Here is a 16291-nt window from a genome sequence, read left to right as displayed (position 1 = left end):
CCCTAGCGGGGGACACGCTGGGGGGCGACTTCCGCGGGGCGCTACGGGCCCGGGGCCTGGCCCTCATGGGGCAGATGCGCCCCTGGCTGTGGCTCACGGCGCTGTACGCAGCGCTCAAAATCCCGGTGCCCCTCTGGCCGGACGCCTTTCCGGCGCTTGCCCTGCTGAGCACCGGAGCGCTCTTTCTCGCGGCGCTTGCCTACGCCTGGGAACAAGCGGGGGCACGCCAAGCGCTGCGGCTGGCCGCTCTGTCCTTTTTCGCAGGCCTGGGCGTGGAGCTGCTGGGGAGCCGGACAGGCTTCCCGTTCGGGGCGTACTCCTACGCGACCTCGCCCGCGCCGACCCTGTTGGGCGTGCCGCTGATCGTACCGCTGGGGTGGTTCGCCCTGACGCTGGCCGCGGCGCTGCTCGCGGGGGGCGGGCGTGGCTGGCGGGCCTGCTGCTGGTGGCCTGGGACGTGGGCCTGGAACCCCTGATGACCGCCGAAGGCTACTGGCGCTGGCAGGATCCCGCGCCCGTGTGGGCAGGAGCACCCTGGCCCAACTTCCTGGGGTGGTGGGCGGTGGGAACGGGCCTGAGCTGGGCCTACGCGCGCGTCGCGCCGGAAATGTTCGGGGTGGGGGCGCGGGGCGCAGCCCGTCCCGTTCTCCTGGAGGAGACCGCCCCCTCCCGCCTCAGCTTCGCCGTGGCGTACCCGCTGGAGACGTTCTTCCTGCCGGGTGGGCTGCTGCTGCTGGGCCGCGCCCGTGAGGCAGCCGTGACGCTCGCGGCGATGCTGGCGGCCTTTGTCCTGGCCCGCGCCCGACGGAGGCGCGCGTGAGTGCCCCTGATCCCGCTGCGGCTCTGCTGCGCGCCACCATCCGCCGCAGCGTTCGCCGTGGGCTGGGCGGCGTGTGGCTGCGCGGGCCTTTGCCGCCAGCCGGGGCGGTGCTGGCCCCCAACCACCACACCTGGTGGGACGGCTACGTCCTGGGCGAGGTCGCGTGGACGATGGGCGCCGAGTTCCGGGTGCTGATGACGGGGCAGCAGCTGGCCCGTTTCCCCTTCCTGCGGCGGGTTGGGGCGCTGGGAGCGGCAGAGCTGCGGGCCGCCGTGCGTGCGGCGCGGTCCGGTGCGTGGGTGGTCGTCTTTCCCGAGGGGGCCATCTTCCCTGCCGGGCCACTGCACGCGCTCCACCCCGGGGCAGGCTGGCTCGCGCGGCGGGCGAACGTTCCCCTGATTCCGGTCGCCCTGCGGGTGGTGCTCCGGGGCGGGCAGTTTCCAGAAGCGTATGTGCGCTGTGGACGGGCGACCGAGCCCACCCGGCTGCGGGAAGCTCTGGCGCGGGAGCTCGCGGTGCTGGATACGGAACTCTCGGCCAGCGATCCACACAGCCCCCTCGCCGGGTACCTGCGGGTGACCGGGGGCCGGACCAGCGACGCCGAGCGCCTCCACCTGCCGGGCCGCCTGCTCGCTCGCCTCACGGGGGACCGGCCATGACCCTCGCCCGCGCCTACCAAAGAGCACTGGGCACCTTTTTTGGCTACAAGGCGGCCACGCTGCTGGTCAATGCGCTGACCTTTCCCCGCCTGCGGCCCCGGCCCCTGCCGTCCGCCCGCCCCAGCGTCTCGCTGCTGGTGCCCGCGCGCAATGAGGCGCACAACCTGCCCGAGCTGCTCCCCGGCCTGCTCGCGCAGGGCGCGGACGAGGTGCTGGTGCTTGACGACGGCAGCACCGATGGGACGGCGGAGGTGGCCCGCCGCCTGGGCGCGCGCGTGCTTACCGGCGCGCCGTTGCCGCCCGGTTGGCACGGCAAGCCCTGGGCCTGTCAGCAGCTCGGGCAGGTGGCCCGGGGGGAGGTGCTGATCTTTACAGACGCGGACGTTCTCTGGCACCCCGGAGCACTGGGCGCTGTGCTGCACGAACTCGCGCGCGCAGGCGCGGACCTGCTGAGCGTGTACCCGCGCCAGCACAACGTGACCCCCGGCGAGCGGCTGCTCACGCCGCTGGTCGACGCCGTGCTGCTGACCTTTCTGCCCGCGCCGCTGCTGCGGTTTCCGCACCACACCGCTGCGGCGGCCAACGGGCAGGTCATGGCGTTCCGGCGCGAGGCCTACACGCGGGTGGGGGGACACGCCCTTGTTCGGGCCGAACTCCTCGAGGACGTGCTGTTCGCCCAGCGCCTCAAGGCGCGGGGAGGGCGACTCGCCCTCGCCCTGGGGCAAAGCTGCCTGGGCGTGCGAATGTACCGCAGCTACCCGGCCTCGGTGGCGGGCTTCGGCAAAAACGCGGGGGCCGTGCACGGCGGCTCCCGGCTGGTGCTCGTTCTCTCCGCCGCCTGGCACCTGGCGGCCTACAGCCTGCCGTGGCTGCTGCCCGGGCGCAGGCGTGGCGTGTGGGCCCTGCGTGCAGCGGGCCTGCTGGAACGCGCCCTGGTGAATCTTCTGACGGGTCGCCGCGCGCCCGCCGACCTGGCCGAAGGGCTGCTGGGACCCGTCACGCCGCTGCTGGCGCTTCCGGTGTACTGGCGCGCCCTGCGGCGCCGGGTGACGTGGAAGGGCCGAGCGTACCGGCAGGGAGAACCCCTTTAGCCGTATCCGCCCTGCTCTGCCGCCAGCCGCTGGGGCTCGGCCTCTGGGGGAAAGCGGTCCTCCGCGAGGTCCGTCAGGTCCATGCCTCGCAGCTCCGGCGCGAGATACGCCGTCACGGCCACCACCAGCAGGGTCACGATGCCGCCCACCCACACACTGCGGGCCGTGCCCAACCAGCTTGCCGCCAACCCACTCTCCAAGGCACCGAGCTCGTTGCTGGCCCCGATGAACATGCTGCTCACGGCACTCACCCGCCCGCGCATGTGGTCGGGAGCCTTGAGGCGCAGGGTGGCTTTGCGAATCACCATGCTGATGCCGTCAAAAAGCCCGGCCAGCACAAGGGCCGCCACGCTGAGGAAGAAGTTGCGCGAGAGCCCAAACACCACCATGCATACCCCGAAGCCCGCCACCGCCAGGAGCAGGGTGCGCCCTGCGCCGCGACCCGGCGGGCGGCGGGTGGCATACAGCATCACGCCCAGCGCCCCGATGCTGGGCGCCGCGACAAGCACGCCCAGGCCCTGCGGCCCCACCCGCAGGATATCGGCGGCAAACACCGGCAGCAACGCCACCGCGCCGCCAAACAGCACGCTGAACAGGTCCAGCGCCATGCTGCCCACGAGAACCTGCCGCTGCAGCACAAAGGCCAGGCCTGCCTTCACGCTCTGCCATACGGGCTCGCCGGGTGTCCAGGCGGGACGCGGCTTGGGCCTGACCCAGGCGAGGCAACCCAGGGCCAGGGCATACAGCACGGCAGCAAAGGCGTAGGCCCCCCCAGCCCCAGTCGCCGCGTACAACCCGCCCCCCAGCGCGGGGCCGATGATCGCCGCCGCCTGCCACGCGCTCGACTGCCAGGCCGAGGCGCGCAGCAGCAGCTCGCGCGGGACGACCTGCGCCTCAAGGGCAGGCAGCGCCGGTTCCGAAAAACCGCGCGCGGTGCCCAACGCAAAGACCAGGGCCAAGAGGGGCCAGGCACCCCACCGAGGGGCGTGCGGCGCGTACAGAAAGAACAGGGCCGCGCAAGCCACCTCCACGCCGGTCGTGACCAGCAGGATACGGCGGCGGTCGTTGCGGTCAGCCACCACGCCCCCCAAGAGCGCGAGGCTGAGGGCCGGAATCGCCTCCACAAGGCCCAATAGGCCCAGGGTGAGGGGATGTCGGGTGAGCTGGTAGAGCTGATAGGCGACCGTCAGCGCGACCGCGCGCCCTGCCAGCGTGCTGCACACGGTGGCCAGGAGCATGGCGCGGAACTCGGGGAGTCTCAGGACGGCGCGGCTGGAAGCGGCGGAGGCAGCGTCGGGCACGTGCGGAGTGTAGGCGAGTGGCGGTCCGCCTGGAACAAGGGTTCGCCGCGCACTATCCTGGGCGACGTGAGCCGCCGCACGCCGCAGCACGTCGCCGTGATCGGCGCAGGCTTTGCGGGGCTGGCAGCCGCCCTGCGCCTGGCCCGAGCGGGAGCACGCGTGACCGTGCTCGATCAGCTGGAGCGGCCCGGAGGCAAGGCAGCGCTGGGCTACACCGACTTTTCCAGCGGCCCGACCGTCGTCACCCTGCCACAGGTGTTCCGAGCGCTGCACACGCGGGTGCAGCTACCCCTGCCCACCCTGGAGGCCGCGCGGCCCACCACCACCTACCACGACCCGGGGGGCCGCACCTTTGCCCCGGAAGCGCTCCACGTCGCCGGAAGCCTTGATTCCACCCTCGCGCAGCTCTCCCGCCGGGAGGCCCGTGACTACGCCCGCCTGCTCGCCGCTGCCCGGCGCCTGTATCTGGACGCTGCGCCCACCTTCCTGTTTCGCCCGCCGCCTGGTCCCGCTCCGCTCGCCCGCTACGCCCTGACGCGGGGCCTGCGGGCAGCTCCCTGGGCCAGCCTCGCGCGGTACGTGCAGAGCGGTCCCTTCCTGACCCCCTTCTGGCTGCGCTTCGCCACCTATCTGGGAGCGGACCCCTACCGCGCGCCCGCGGTGCTGCACAACGTCGCCTGGGTGGAACTGGGCTACGGGGTGTGGCATCTGGAAGGCGGGCTGGGCGCCCTCGCCGAGCGGCTGCGCGGGCAAGCCGAAGCGTTGGGCGTGCGCTTTGAGTTCGGAACGCAGGTGCAGCACCTGATCACCCACGGGGGCCGGGTGCTGGGCGCCCACACGAACCGCGGCGCCTTTGCCGCCGATGCCTGGGTCAGCGCCGCTGACCGTGCCCTCACCCGCCGCTGGCTGGGCCTGCCTCCGGACCCGGGTCCCCGCAGCATCAGCGGTTTTGCGCTGCAACTTCGCCTGCGCGCGAACCAGGGCCGCGCCCACCACATCTTTTGGCCCGCCGAGTACGCGCGGGAGTGGCGGGACATCCGCGCCGGGCGCCTGCCCGCTGACCCTACCCTGTACCTGCATCTGGACGGCGACCGCGCTTTCCTGCTGGTGAACGCGCCGCCCCTTCCGGACGTGACCAGCGCACCGCGGGAATACGGGGCCTGGCTGCTGGGCCAGCTCCAGGCCCGCTTCCCCCTGGAGGTGCAGGAATGGCGGCCTCTCTCCCCCGCTGACTACGCCCGCACCGGCGCGGCAGGAGCGCTCTATGGCCGCGCACCCCACGGGCTGACAGGCAGCTTGCGCCCCGGCTGGACGCTCCCGACCGCCCGCAACCTCGTGCAGGTGGGCGGCACGGTCCATCCCGGCGGAGGCGTGCCCCTCTCGCTGCTGAGCGGCTGGAACGGGGCGGGCACCCTGCTTGGTCTCCCCTATGACCCCCTCGGCGGCTTCGAGGTGCCGGGCGAGGGGGAAGTGTGGCGCGGGGAACCGCCCATGGCTCCAGCCGCCGAGTTTTTACGTTATTAGCATAAAAAGTGCTATCATATTCGCATGAAGACCCTGCCTGTGACCCTCGAATTCGGGACGCAGCGCCTGCCCGCGAGCGCGGATGGGCGGCTGCACGCCGGGACAGCACTGGCGGCCCTCGGTCTGCCGCTGCCCGAAGACTGGACCGCTTTTGCCCATGAACACGACCTGCACAGCCCGGAGCGTGACTTCGGCCTGGGGCCGGAGCCGACGCTGGACCCGCTGGAGTTTGCCCGCCTGGCCTTTGCCCTGGACACCCCCGAGGCGCGGCGCTGGCGCAAGCGGGCCCAGACGCTGCTGGCCCGCGCCCTGGTGGGGGACGTGCGCCTGGCCGCCCAAATCGCCGAACGAAACGCCGACCCCGAAGCGCGGCGCTGGTTGGCGGCTCGCCTGGACAGCACCGGGGCCCGCCGCGAGCTGATGAGCACGGTGGCGCGGCATGGCGGCGAGGGGCCGGTGTACGGCCAGCTTGGTTCCATCAGCAACCGCAGCGTGCTGGGCACCGACAGTGCCACCATCCGCCGTGAGCGCGGCGTCAAACAAACCCGCGACGGCCTGCGAACCGAGGAGCTGCTGCGCCTGGCCTATCTGGACACCGCAACCGCCCGCGCCATCGAGGAACAGGGGGCGCGGGGCAACGCCGCCATTCTGAGGCTGCACGAGGCGGTCGCTCGGCGCGAGCGGGCGCTGTGGGAGAACCGAGCACAGGCGAGCTGAGCCGAAGCGGCCCCGGTCACCTCCAGCGCAATCCTCACTTCTCCCCGCTAGAATGCCGCGCGTGCCCTGGACGCTGACCCGTTTCGTGCTGCGCGAGGTGCTGCGCTGGTACGCGGCGGGCCTCGCGCTCTTTTTAATTCTGCAACTCGTGGACGCCCTCAGCACCACGGCAGGCGCGCTGCTCACCTACCACGCGTCCCCTGCCGAGGCCCTCGCGGTCTTTGGGGCACTCGCACCGAATGTGCTTAACCGCGCTCTGGTGCTGGCGGTACCGTTTGCGGTGCTGCTCGCCTTTGGACGAATGCAGGGAGACAGCGAGGTCAAGGCCGTGCTGGCGGCGGGCGTTCGGCCGCTCAGCCTGGTGTGGCCGCTGGCCCTGCCCTTCGCGCTGGTCGGGGTGCTGGCCTTTGTGAATGCCGGGTACCTCGTGCCCAGTGGGCTTGAGCGCTGGGAGCCAACCTGGCGGCGCATCTTTAACCAGACGCCGCCGCCCCCCAGCCAGGAAAACTACACCTTCGCGCCCCCCGGAGCGCTCTTCTATGCGGGCCGGGTGACGAATGTCACAGGCGGTGACGTGGCCCAGCTCGAAGGCGTGCTGATCGAGCGCGGCGGCGAGACGATCACCGCGCAAACGGGGCTGTGGGACACGCGGCAGCACACCTGGACCGTAACCCATGCCTGGGTGACCCGCCCCGGCGAAGACCCCCGCCTGGTGAGCACACCCCTGGTGTTTTCGCAGACCGATACCCTGAGGCCCCCGCAGCGCCCCGCCGAACAGGTCAGCACGCCGCGGCTGCGCGAGCGGCTGGCCGCTGGCCTGGGAACTCCGGAGGAACGCCGCGCGGACACCTTTGAGCTTGTGCGGCGCGGAGCCGATCCCCTTACGCCAGTCGTGTTTGCGCTTGCCGCGGGGGCGCTGGGGCTGGGGCTCCGCAACCGGGCCGCGGGCTTTGCCGCGGTGGTGGTGTTTTTGGTGGCTTTTTACGTGCTGTGGGTGAGTGTGCCGCAACTGGCGCGCGTGGGTGCGCTGGCTCCGGCACTGGCCGCCTGGCTGCCCAACCTGGTGTTCCTGCTTGTCGCGGCGGGGCTGGCCTGGAGGCTGCGGTGAGGGGCCCCAGGTGAAGCGCTTCGAGCGGTACGTCCTCGCGGAAATCCTGCCGCCGCTGGTGGCCGCGCTGGTCGTGGTGATTGTCCTGCTGCTGCTCGCCCTGCTGGAAGCGGTCATCGCGCCGCTGCTGGCCAAGGGAGCCGATCCCCTGCTGCTGGCCCGGTTGGTGGCGCTCAATGTTCCAGAGGCCGTCGCGCAGGCGCTCCCCATCGCGCTGATGTTCGCCGCGCTGCTGGGCTTGTCCCGCTTGGCCGCCGACTCGGAGATCAAGGCCGCGCTGGCCAGCGGGGTGCCCGCCGCGCGCCTCTTCCGGCCGGTGCTGCTGCTCGCCGCAGCCGTCACCCTCATGTCCTTTGCCCTGAGCGAGCTGCTCGTGACCCGCGCCAAGGTGCAGGTGCAGAGCGTGCAGCGCGAGATCGTGCTCGATAACCCCCGCGTGATCGGCTTGGGCGAGCCGGGAGGAACAGGCCTGGTGCTGCGCGACGCGCTGAACCGAGCGATCAGCGTCGGGGAGGTGCGGCCGGGGGGCGAGCTGCGTGACCTGCGCATCGTCAGCATGCAGGCGGGCCTGCCCCCCCGCGAGGTGATCACCGCCCGCCGCGGACGCCTGAAGCCCGGCAGCAACCTGCTGGAACTGGAGGACGGCCAGCGCGTCACCTTTCAAGACGCTCGGCCCGTCACGGTCCTGACCTTTCAGCGCGGCACCCTGCCCGTACAGGACGTGCAGGCCAGCTTCGAGGGGGGGGACGCCACCCTCAAGCCCATCTACCTGCCCCTCTCCGAGCTGCTGGCCCGCACGCAGACCTACCGCGCGCAGAAGGTGCACGCTCCGGCCGACTTCACGGCCCTCCACCGCAAGTTCGCCGAGCCGCTCGCAGCCCTCGCGCTGGCCTTTTTCGTGGTGAGCCTCGCCGTGTTCGCCTTCCGCAGCGGACAGAACCTGGGCCTGGTCTGGGCGCTGCTGCTGTCGTTCGCGTACTACGCCACCTGGAGCGTCTTTAAGGTGATGGGCGAAAACGGCGCCATGCCCCCGGTGCTTGCCGCCTATGCGCCGGACCTGCTCGCGGTGCTGGCGGGGTTGGGGCTGCTGTGGCTGGCGGGAAGAAGGTGAGCGCTCTCCTCTGCCTCCCCTTCCTACGACCTTCCCTGCGTCGCCTGAATCGCCGTCAGCGCGATCGTATACACGATGTCGTCCACAAGTGCCCCGCGTGAGAGGTCGTTGACGGGTTTCCTGAGACCCTGGAGCATCGGGCCGATGGCGACCACGCCCGCTGCCCGCTGCACCGCCTTGTAGGTGGTGTTGCCGGTGTTGAGGTCGGGGAAGATAAAGACGGTCGCACGCCCCGCGACCGGGCTATTCGGCGCTTTCTGCCGGCCCACGCTGAGGACGCTGGCCGCGTCGTACTGGAGGGGGCCATCAACCAGAAGATCGGGGCGGCGTTCGCGCACCAGGCGCGTAGCGACCCGCACTTTTTCCACGTCCTCGCCCGCGCCGCTCTCCCCCGTCGAGTAGCTCAGCATGGCGACGCGCGGCGTGATGCCAAAAGCCCGCGCGCTGTCTGCCGACTGAATGGCGATGTCGGCAAGCTCTTCCGCGTTGGGGTTGGGGTTGATCGCTGCGTCACCGTACACCAGAACCTGTTCGGGCATCAGCATGAAGAAGATGGAGGAGACAAGCCGCACGCCGGGCGCCGTCTTGATGAGTTGCAGGGCGGGGCGCACCGTGTTCGCGGTGGTGTGCACGGCCCCCGACACCAGTCCGTCCACCTCATCAAGCGCAAGCATCATGGTGCCCAGAACGACGTTGTCTTCCAGTTGTGCCTCGGCCTGGGGAGGCGTCAGGCCCTTACTCCTGCGCAGTTCGACCATGGGCGCAACGTAGTTCGCCCGCACGGTGTCTGGGTCAAGGATTTCTAGCTCCTCCGGCAGCGTCAGGCCCTGGCTTTCCGCGACTTGGCGCACCTTTTCAGGGGGGGCGAGCAGCACGGGCCGGGCGATGCCCTTTTCTACGCAGCGAATGGCGGCGCGCACGGTGCGCGGCTCGTCTCCTTCCGGCAGCACAATCCGCTTGTTGGCGGCGCGGGCCTTTTGAATGAGCTCGTAGCGAAAGGCGCTGGGCGGCAGACGGCGTTCGCCCTCCGGCTGCGGCGTTCGCAGGCGCGCTCCCAGCGGCACGGTGTCGAGCCGGTCGGCGATGAAGTCGATGGTGCGTTCCATGCGTTCGAGGTCGTCGTGGGGGACACGCGCGTCCATTCGTGAGAGACGCGAGGCCGTGCCGTACGAGTTCGTCTCGACCCGCAGCACGGGCAGGGTGCTGGTGAGGGCGGCGCGGCAGAGCCGCTCGATGGCGGGCTCGGGCGCGCTGCCCGACGTGAACAGGAGTCCTGCCAGCGGCACCCCGCTGAGGTGCGAGAGGGCCGCCGCCATCACCACGTCCTCACGGTCACCGGGCGTCACGACCAACGCGCCCGAGGTGAAGAGATCAGCCATCTTGGGCACGCTGCGGGCCGTCACCACCGTGCTGGTGACGCGGCGCAGCCCCGCCTCGCCCTCATGAAGCACCTCCGCCTCCAGATAACGGGCCACGTCCAGCGTGCGGGGCGCGCTCAGCGCGGGGGCCTGTGCGATCACGCCCAGCAGCGGGAGTTCACCACTCGCCAGGACGCGGCTGCGCGCCCGCAGCTCGGCGAGCAGGCCCCCAAAATCGAGGTCGCGTGGGGCGAAATTGAGCACGTACCCCGCCAGACCCGAGCCGTCAGAGCGGCGGTACGCCTGCGCGGCGATCTCCAGCTCGTCCGCGAGCGCGCCCGGCGTGACCCCGGCCAGGCTGGAGACCAGCACCACGTCCGCCTCCAGGTTGCGGGCCAGGCTGGCGTTCAGCGCAGCGGCGTAGTTGTTGCGCTCGTTCAGCGCGAGGCCCTCGGCGATCAGCACGTCCGCGCCGCTCGTCAAGGCTTGGCGCGCGAGGGCCACCACGCCCTCCATCAGGTCTTCTTCCTGGCCGAGGCTGAGCTGCTCCTCGGCCTGCGCGAGGGGAATGGGGTCCGGCGTGACCGCGTGTGCCAGGGTACGCGCGAAATGCACCGAGTCATCCGGCGCGGCCTCGTGCGTCTGAGCGATCGGCTTGAGAAAAGCCACCTTGAGGCCCTGGCGCTCCAGCGCGCGCAGGAGGCCGAGGGCCGTGCTCGAAAGACCCACACCGTTGCGGGTCGGGGCGACAAAGAGGGTTTTCATGGGCGGGCTCCTTCAGGGGGGTGCTGGCGGATGGCGGCTTTGGCCGTAGGCTTGGCCTTTTCCACGCTACAGGTCACCGACCACCAGCCGCTGTGTCTCGCGCGCGATCATCCGTTCCTCGTTCGTGTTGACCACCAGCGCGGGTGTTCCCTCCGGTAGGGTGATTCGGCCCCCCTGCCCGCGCACGGCCCGCGCATTGGCCGCCGCGTCGGGGCGAAAGCCCAGCAGTTCCAGGCGAGCGAGGGTCGCGGCGCGAACCGTGGCGCTGTTCTCGCCGATGCCGCCCGTAAAGACCAGGGCGTCCAGGCGGCCAAGAGCCACGGCCATTCCGGCAACGGTCTTGGCCAGACGGTAGACGAAGATCTCCACGGCCAGCCGAGCGCGTTCGTCCCCGGCCGCGGCCGCGGCCTCCAGTTCGCGCATGTCGTTGGTCAGGCCGGAGAGCCCCAAGAGGCCACTGTGGCGGTTGAGGTCCGCCGTGATCTCGCCCAGGCTCAGCCCTGCCTCCCGCGCGAGGTAATCGTGAAGGCCGGGGTCTACGTCGCCGCTGCGGGTGCCCATCACCAGGCCCTCCAGCGGCGTGAGCCCCATGCTCGTGTCCACGCTGCGCCCGCCCGCGATGGCGGTGACGCTGCACCCATTCCCCAGGTGCGCGGTCACGAGGTGGAGCTCGGAGAGGTCGCGGCCCAGCAGCCTCGCCGCCTCGCCCGCCACAAAGGCGTGGCTGATGCCGTGAAAGCCGTAGCGCCGTACACCATGCTCGTGGTACCACGCGGGCGGCACGGCGTAGCGGTAGGCGACCTCCGGCATGGTCTGGTGAAAGGCCGTGTCGAACACCGCGACGTGAGGAAGATCAGGAAAAGCAGCCCGCGCCGCCTCGATCCCGGCCACATTGGCGGGGTTATGCAGCGGCGCGAGGGGCACGCAGGCCCGGATCACCTCCAGCACCTCGGGCGTGATCAGGGCCGGGGCGCTGAAGCGGGCCCCCCCGTGCACGACCCGGTGCCCGACCGCTCCCACGTCTCGCCGCGCACCCAGGCGGTCGAGTTCGGCGAGCAGCACACCAAAGGCTTCCGGGTAGCTGCCGCGCGGCAGCGGGACCGTCACCCGCTCCCCGGGGCGGTCCACCCGCACCGCCGCCGCCTCCGAGCCCAGCCGCTCCGCGAGGCCGGAGAGCCGCACCTCACCCGAGGTGGGACGGAGCAGCGCAAACTTCACGCTGCTCGACCCGCAGTTCACCACCAGTGTCCACATGCCCGCCATTCTGGCCCAGGTGAAGGGGGAGACCCGCCCTGCGGCGGCCAGGGCTCAGCGCAGCCGCACTGCCCGCCGCACCTCCGGCTCATCCGCCACGTGCTCCAGACGGACGATGGGCGCATCCGGGTAGTCGGCATACAGGCCCTCGCCCCACTCAATCACGCTGAGGCGGCTGCCCGCGATCAGGGCTTCGAGGTCCATCGCGTACAGTTCCGCCACGTCGCGCACCCGGTAGGCGTCCACGTGCAGCACCCGGCCCGCCGGGGTGGGATAGGCGTGCATCAGCGCGTAGGTCGGACTTGTCACCGCCTCTGCAAAGCCCAGCGCAGCGACCAAGCCTCCCGTCAGGGTCGTCTTGCCCGCTCCCAGCTCCCCTTCCAGAAACAGCACCGCTCCTGCGGGCAGCGCGAGGGCGAGGGCGGCACCCAGAGCGCGCTGTTCGTCGGGGCCGCGCAGCAGCCGGGCTTCACCGAGCAGGAGGGGCAGGCTGGAACCGTTCACGCCCGCAGGCTAGCGCCGCTCCTCACTCGCCCGCCAGCCACCCGCCGGCACGGGCCTCGATCGCCTCCGCGTCGGGCCCACGGGCCAACCGCCAGCCACCCGCGCCGTCTTGCCGGGCCGCCCACACCCCCCGCTCGTCCTCCAGGCGCAGCGCCCTGACCCCCAGGTGCGCCGCCTGTTGCAGCAGGGCCGCGACCCCCTGCGCCGCTGGGTCTGTCCCCCCTGCGGTGAGCACCCCGTCCCGCACCAGCCAGGTATCTGCGGGCAGGTCCGGTGCGGGTTCACCTCCCAGGTCAAACACGTCCAGCAGGCCGCTCAGGGCCTCCGCGCCGAAGCTGGCCGTGACCTCCTGGGCCGCTCGGTACTCGGCGTGCGCCTCGGCCAACAGGGCTTCTGCGCCTTCTAGGGTCTGCGCGTACCGCTCGCGGGCATCGGCGGACATCGGCCCGAGACGGCGCTGGGCGCGCAGGGCGTCGGCCAGGCGGCCCAGCTTCTGGATGGTTTCCCCGGCGAGGTGGCGAACCGTGTCGTACTCGCGGATGACTCGGTCGGCACGCGCGTCGAAGTCCAGGCGCTCACGCGCGGCCTCGGCCATGCGGCGTTCCAGGACCACCCACAGCGCCTCTGTGCTCACACGCTCCCCACGGGCCAGCGCCTCTCGTGCGGCGGCGAGCTGCGGCGCGAGTTCGGCGCTCGCGCCCGGCACATCTCGGGCCGCTCGCTCAACCTCCGCCAGTTCACGCCCGGCCTCCAGCAGATGGGGCGCCGCCTCCGGGGCCGTTTCCAGGGCCGTCAGCGTTCCCCGCAGATCCCGCAGTTCGTCGGTGGCCAGGCCCCCACCCGCCAACGTGAGGCGGGCCACGTCCAGGGCTACCCGCGCCTCCTGCGCGGCAGGGCGGTCGCCAAGCGCCGCAAGACGCGTGTCCATCTGGGCCAGCTCCGCCCGCTGCTCGGCCAGGACGGCTTCTCGGGCCGCCTCCAGCTCCGAGCGCCAGGCGCTGACCATCTCGGCCTTGACGGTGCCCCGGCTCTGTTCTGCACGCGCGGCGCGGACGCGTTCTTCGAGATCCGGGCGGGCATGCAGCAGCGGCCCGAACTCGCGGGCGAGGTCCGCGAGCTGCCGCGCCACGTGTTCCTGCTCCAGCGCCAGCACGCGCGCTTGCGCTTCGGGATCAAGGGGCACCGGTTCGCTGCCGGGGGGGAGAGGCTGCACCACCGACGACTCCAGCAGCCGCCGCAGCGTAAAGGTGATCGCCCGAGCACGCTCCACCTCAGCGGGCAGCAGCACGCCCTGTCCCTGCGCCTCCTCGACCTGCGCGATCAGGCTTTCGAGGCGGCGCACGTCCTTGCCGCCCATGCCCTGCACCCGCTGGAAAGCCGCCTTGAGCTCTGCGAGATCCTGCGCCTGGGTCACCAGGCCTTCTAGCAGGCGGCGCTCCATCAGCGCGATCAGGTCCTCTCCCTCGCGCAGCAGTGGGGTGAGGTCGCCGCCCGCCTGCGCCTGCTGCCGCGCCACCCCCAGCACCCCCCGCAGCCGCTGCGTCTCCGGCCAGTCGAAGTACAGGGCGAAGCGCCGCGCGCCCTCTTCCAGGGTGTGCAGCGCGTCTTCTCCACCCGCGGCGACCGGCACGGCCGGAGCCGCGACCAGCAGTTCCGCGATCACGTCCGAAATCCGGCGCTTGGCCAGCGCGGCGGGAATGCTGAGTTGCAGCCGCTTAAACACCTCACGCTTGAGGATGTCTTCCAGGGTCCGCGCGTCGAGTGTCTCGGGGGTGAGGCCGCGGGCCTGCGCGGCGTCTGCCAGAATGCGCTCCAGCGCGCGGGGCGAGATCAGGTCCCCCAAGCGCCGCACCGGTAGGCGGTGCAGGGCTTCGGGCGCGGCAGAACCCGGGTGCTGAGGGTCCGTCATATCGGTTCCTCATCCCACTCGAGGCTGGACCCGGACCTGCGGCCCTGCGGGCGGCCCAGCAGGCCGAACTGCACGCACAGGCTCCAGAAGCCCCAGGACGCCAGGGCCACCGCGAGGGTCATGAGCAGGACGCGCAAGGGCAGACCGTACGCGCCCTGCTCCAGGGTCAGGCTGAGCGCCGCGCGCAGCAACGGCACGCCGCTCAGATCACCCAGCCAGCCCAGGAAGCCAAACACCCCCTCCACAAACAGCGGCAGCAGCAGCAGCGCCAGCGCAGCGGTGATGGCCCGCCAGGCAGGGTTACGGCTGCCAAAGGCGAGGTGCAGCAGATACAGCGGCACCAGGGCAAGCAGGGCCAGGCCCAGGAACACGGTCGCCCGCAGCCCCCCGCTGAAGGTCCGGCTGGTGCTGGCCGAAAGCGCATCGACGGTGGGGACCGTGCCGCTCTCCAGCCCGCCCAGTTCGGCCATCAGCGCCTGCACCTCTTCTGGCCGCAGCCCGCGCCGCTCCTGCGCGGCGGTCAGGTTCTGTACGAATGCGGCGTACCCCGCCGCCTCCCGCAGAGACGGAGGAACAGCCAGCAGCGCGCGGCTCAGCGCCTGCCGCGCCGTCTCGGGGTCACCGTGTCCAGCCGCGGTCAGGGCCCGCGCCAGGGCTGCGTAGGTGGCGTCGAGGCTCTCCTGTTGGGCGGGCGCGGGCGGCGCGACCTCCGCAGCGGCAACGGCAGGCACCTCGGAAGAGGCAGGCATAGGCTTGGCTGGGGCAGCCAGCTGTGGGGGCGTGGCGAGCGAGCGCACGAGCGCTCCCGCTCCCTGCCGCAGCCCGGTGAGGGACGCGGTGAGGGCGGGCACGTCCCCCGCGGTGAGCTGCTTCAGGGCTGCCGTGAACTGCTCTGCCCGGAGGGTCTGGGTGCCCCCCGCGTTCTGTAGGGCGGTCAACCAGCTCGCACCCCGAGCGAGGTTCAGGTAGGCCGCGGCGTTGCGCTGAGGCCGAGCCGCCTGAAGCGCCGCATTCACCTGGCGCGCGGCAGACCGCTGAAGCCGCCAGGCCACCCGCTCCAGCTGCCCCGCCGCCGCATCCTGCGCGAGGGCCTGAGCCTCGTCAGCGCTCAGGCCAAACTCACGGGCCAGCAGGCGAAGCTGCGCGCGGTGGTCCGGGTGCTGCGCAAGCGCCTCCAGCGTCTGGTCATACAGGGCCCGGCGCAGCAGCCCGCGCGCCAGCAGCACCTGGGCCTGCACCTCGGCGGGCGTGCGGGCAAGAGCGCCCCGCGCCCGGTCCAGCGTGCTCCGCAGCTCGCCCAGCAGTTGCCGGTTTTCCACGGTAGGAGCAAGCTGCGCGTAGGCGGCCTCTGCTTGGTCAAGCTCCATCAGGGCCTGCTCGCCGCTGCCGGCGGCTGCGGCCGCGTCTAGGCTGCGGGCCAGCGTGCGGTACGCGCCGAGGTCCTGGGCTCCCGCCGCACCGAGAGCCAGCGCCGCCACCAGCGCGACCCTGGCAAAGAACTTCACGCGGCCTCCCGGATCTGCCCAAGCTCGGCGAGCAGCCGCCCGATGTTCACCTGTGAACTCGCCACCACCGCCACGCAGTACTCGCCCACCGGCCGCATGCAGACGGTTTGGGTGCCCATATCAGCCGCCATCAGGCGAAGGGCGCGCTTCTGAAACAGCAGGGCGGTCGCGGCGATCACGCTGCCCAGGTTGGCCGCACCCGTCAGGGCCCGCTGACGCAAAACCTCTCCGTTCGCGCGGCACACCATCACGCCCTGGACGCCCTGGATGCGCCCCAGGTCCTGAATCAGGGCGTCTTGCCCAGCGGCGCTTCCCAACGCGTAGCGCCGTTCGGGGGGGGCAGCGGCGTACTCGGGATCATCGAACTCGAAATCGTCGGCGCTCAGGGCCAAGGGGTCTTCCTCGGCCGGCACCGGGGCAGCCTGCAACTGCCGGGTCAGCGCCTGCACCTCTGCCCGAGCACGCGCCTCGGGCAAAACGCCCGTCAGGCGAACAAGCAGCGGACCAGAAAGCACCCGCGTCATCTCCCCGGCGGTCACCCCCTCCGGAGTGAGGCCCGCTTCCCGCAGGGCCGCGCGCAACAGAGTTTCCGCCGCTCGTTCGGACACGATGCCGGATAGGGCGCGCACGATCAGGGTGTACACGGCATTCGTCATGAGAACCTG

Annotated in this window: 13 protein-coding genes and 1 pseudogene; 7 read left to right on the top strand and 7 right to left on the bottom strand. The window is 71.6% G+C overall.

What is annotated here, in order from left to right:
• The first annotated feature begins 65 nt into the window (after positions 1-65).
• From EI73_RS09950 to EI73_RS09940, 3 genes and pseudogenes are all read left to right on the top strand, one after another.
• A pseudogene (locus tag EI73_RS09950) lies at positions 66-820 on the top strand (carotenoid biosynthesis protein).
• Entirely contained in the window at positions 817-1479 is a 663-nt protein-coding gene (locus tag EI73_RS09945) for a 1-acyl-sn-glycerol-3-phosphate acyltransferase (RefSeq protein ID WP_156103509.1), read from the top strand. The pseudogene EI73_RS09950 and the gene EI73_RS09945 overlap by 4 nt, the downstream one beginning before the upstream one ends.
• Positions 1476-2570, top strand: coding sequence for a glycosyltransferase family 2 protein (locus tag EI73_RS09940; protein ID WP_034386360.1), 1095 nt, complete (start codon positions 1476-1478; stop codon positions 2568-2570). The genes EI73_RS09945 and EI73_RS09940 overlap by 4 nt, the downstream gene beginning before the upstream one ends.
• Here the strand turns inward: EI73_RS09940 and EI73_RS09935 are convergent.
• The gene (locus EI73_RS09935) at positions 2567-3871 is read right to left on the bottom strand and encodes an MFS transporter (protein ID WP_034386359.1); all 1305 of its coding nucleotides are present in this window, start codon (positions 3869-3871) and stop codon (positions 2567-2569) included. The genes EI73_RS09940 and EI73_RS09935 overlap by 4 nt on opposite strands.
• Between EI73_RS09935 and EI73_RS09930 the strand changes: the two genes are divergently transcribed.
• From EI73_RS09930 to EI73_RS09915, 4 genes are read left to right on the top strand one after another with little or no spacing between them, the layout of a single operon-like run.
• A complete protein-coding gene (locus tag EI73_RS09930) occupies positions 3872-5395 on the top strand; it encodes an NAD(P)/FAD-dependent oxidoreductase (RefSeq protein ID WP_255344504.1) in 1524 nt (507 codons plus the stop codon).
• Between the two features lie 24 nt (positions 5396-5419).
• On the top strand, positions 5420-6112 hold the full coding sequence (gene ddrC / locus EI73_RS09925) for a DNA damage response protein DdrC (protein WP_034386357.1): 693 nt from the start codon (positions 5420-5422) through the stop codon (positions 6110-6112).
• Between the two features lie 52 nt (positions 6113-6164).
• The gene (locus EI73_RS09920; protein WP_034386355.1) at positions 6165-7220 is read left to right on the top strand and encodes an LptF/LptG family permease; all 1056 of its coding nucleotides are present in this window, start codon (positions 6165-6167) and stop codon (positions 7218-7220) included.
• 10 nt (positions 7221-7230) lie between these two features.
• A complete protein-coding gene (locus tag EI73_RS09915) occupies positions 7231-8331 on the top strand; it encodes an LptF/LptG family permease (RefSeq protein WP_034386354.1) in 1101 nt (366 codons plus the stop codon).
• Positions 8332-8354: 23 nt separating this feature from the next.
• Here the strand turns inward: EI73_RS09915 and pta are convergent, their stop codons facing one another.
• From pta to EI73_RS09885, 6 genes are all read right to left on the bottom strand, one after another.
• Complete coding sequence (pta, locus tag EI73_RS09910) at positions 8355-10454, bottom strand: phosphate acetyltransferase (protein WP_034386352.1); 2100 nt, start codon at positions 10452-10454, stop codon at positions 8355-8357.
• 66 nt (positions 10455-10520) lie between these two features.
• Positions 10521-11708, bottom strand: a complete 1188-nt coding sequence (locus EI73_RS09905; RefSeq protein ID WP_034388050.1) for an acetate kinase — start codon at positions 11706-11708, stop codon at positions 10521-10523.
• Positions 11709-11762: 54 nt separating this feature from the next.
• Entirely contained in the window at positions 11763-12212 is a 450-nt protein-coding gene (gene tsaE, locus EI73_RS09900; protein WP_051935478.1) for a tRNA (adenosine(37)-N6)-threonylcarbamoyltransferase complex ATPase subunit type 1 TsaE, read from the bottom strand.
• Positions 12213-12234: 22 nt separating this feature from the next.
• Positions 12235-14121, bottom strand: a complete 1887-nt coding sequence (locus EI73_RS09895) for a hypothetical protein (RefSeq protein ID WP_051935477.1) — start codon at positions 14119-14121, stop codon at positions 12235-12237.
• Positions 14118-15626: a hypothetical protein gene (locus tag EI73_RS09890; protein WP_034386350.1), complete on the bottom strand. Its 1509-nt coding sequence runs from the start codon at positions 15624-15626 to the stop codon at positions 14118-14120. The genes EI73_RS09895 and EI73_RS09890 overlap by 4 nt, the downstream gene beginning before the upstream one ends.
• The gene (locus tag EI73_RS09885) at positions 15623-16282 is read right to left on the bottom strand and encodes a roadblock/LC7 domain-containing protein (protein ID WP_034386349.1); all 660 of its coding nucleotides are present in this window, start codon (positions 16280-16282) and stop codon (positions 15623-15625) included. The genes EI73_RS09890 and EI73_RS09885 overlap by 4 nt, the downstream gene beginning before the upstream one ends.
• Positions 16283-16291 lie beyond the last annotated feature (9 nt).

Origin of the sequence: Deinococcus sp. YIM 77859 (assembly GCF_000745175.1) — a bacterium.
Lineage (GTDB): Bacteria > Deinococcota > Deinococci > Deinococcales > Deinococcaceae > Deinococcus.
The sequence above is the reverse complement of the archived record's forward strand: the minus strand, read 5'-3'. Positions and strand labels throughout refer to the sequence as shown.

Excerpts from the sequence above, each read along its gene's own strand:
- EI73_RS09920 (WP_034386355.1), top strand. The coding sequence starts at position 6,165 with ATGCCGCGCGTGCCCTGGACGCTGACCCGTTTCGTGCTGCGCGAGGTG.
- EI73_RS09940 (WP_034386360.1), top strand. The coding sequence starts at position 1,476 with ATGACCCTCGCCCGCGCCTACCAAAGAGCACTGGGCACCTTTTTTGGC.
- ddrC (WP_034386357.1), top strand. The coding sequence starts at position 5,420 with ATGAAGACCCTGCCTGTGACCCTCGAATTCGGGACGCAGCGCCTGCCC.
- EI73_RS09885 (WP_034386349.1), bottom strand. The coding sequence starts at position 16,282 with ATGACGAATGCCGTGTACACCCTGATCGTGCGCGCCCTATCCGGCATC.
- pta (WP_034386352.1), bottom strand. The coding sequence starts at position 10,454 with ATGAAAACCCTCTTTGTCGCCCCGACCCGCAACGGTGTGGGTCTTTCG.
- EI73_RS09905 (WP_034388050.1), bottom strand. The coding sequence starts at position 11,708 with ATGTGGACACTGGTGGTGAACTGCGGGTCGAGCAGCGTGAAGTTTGCG.
- EI73_RS09895 (WP_051935477.1), bottom strand. The coding sequence starts at position 14,121 with ATGACGGACCCTCAGCACCCGGGTTCTGCCGCGCCCGAAGCCCTGCAC.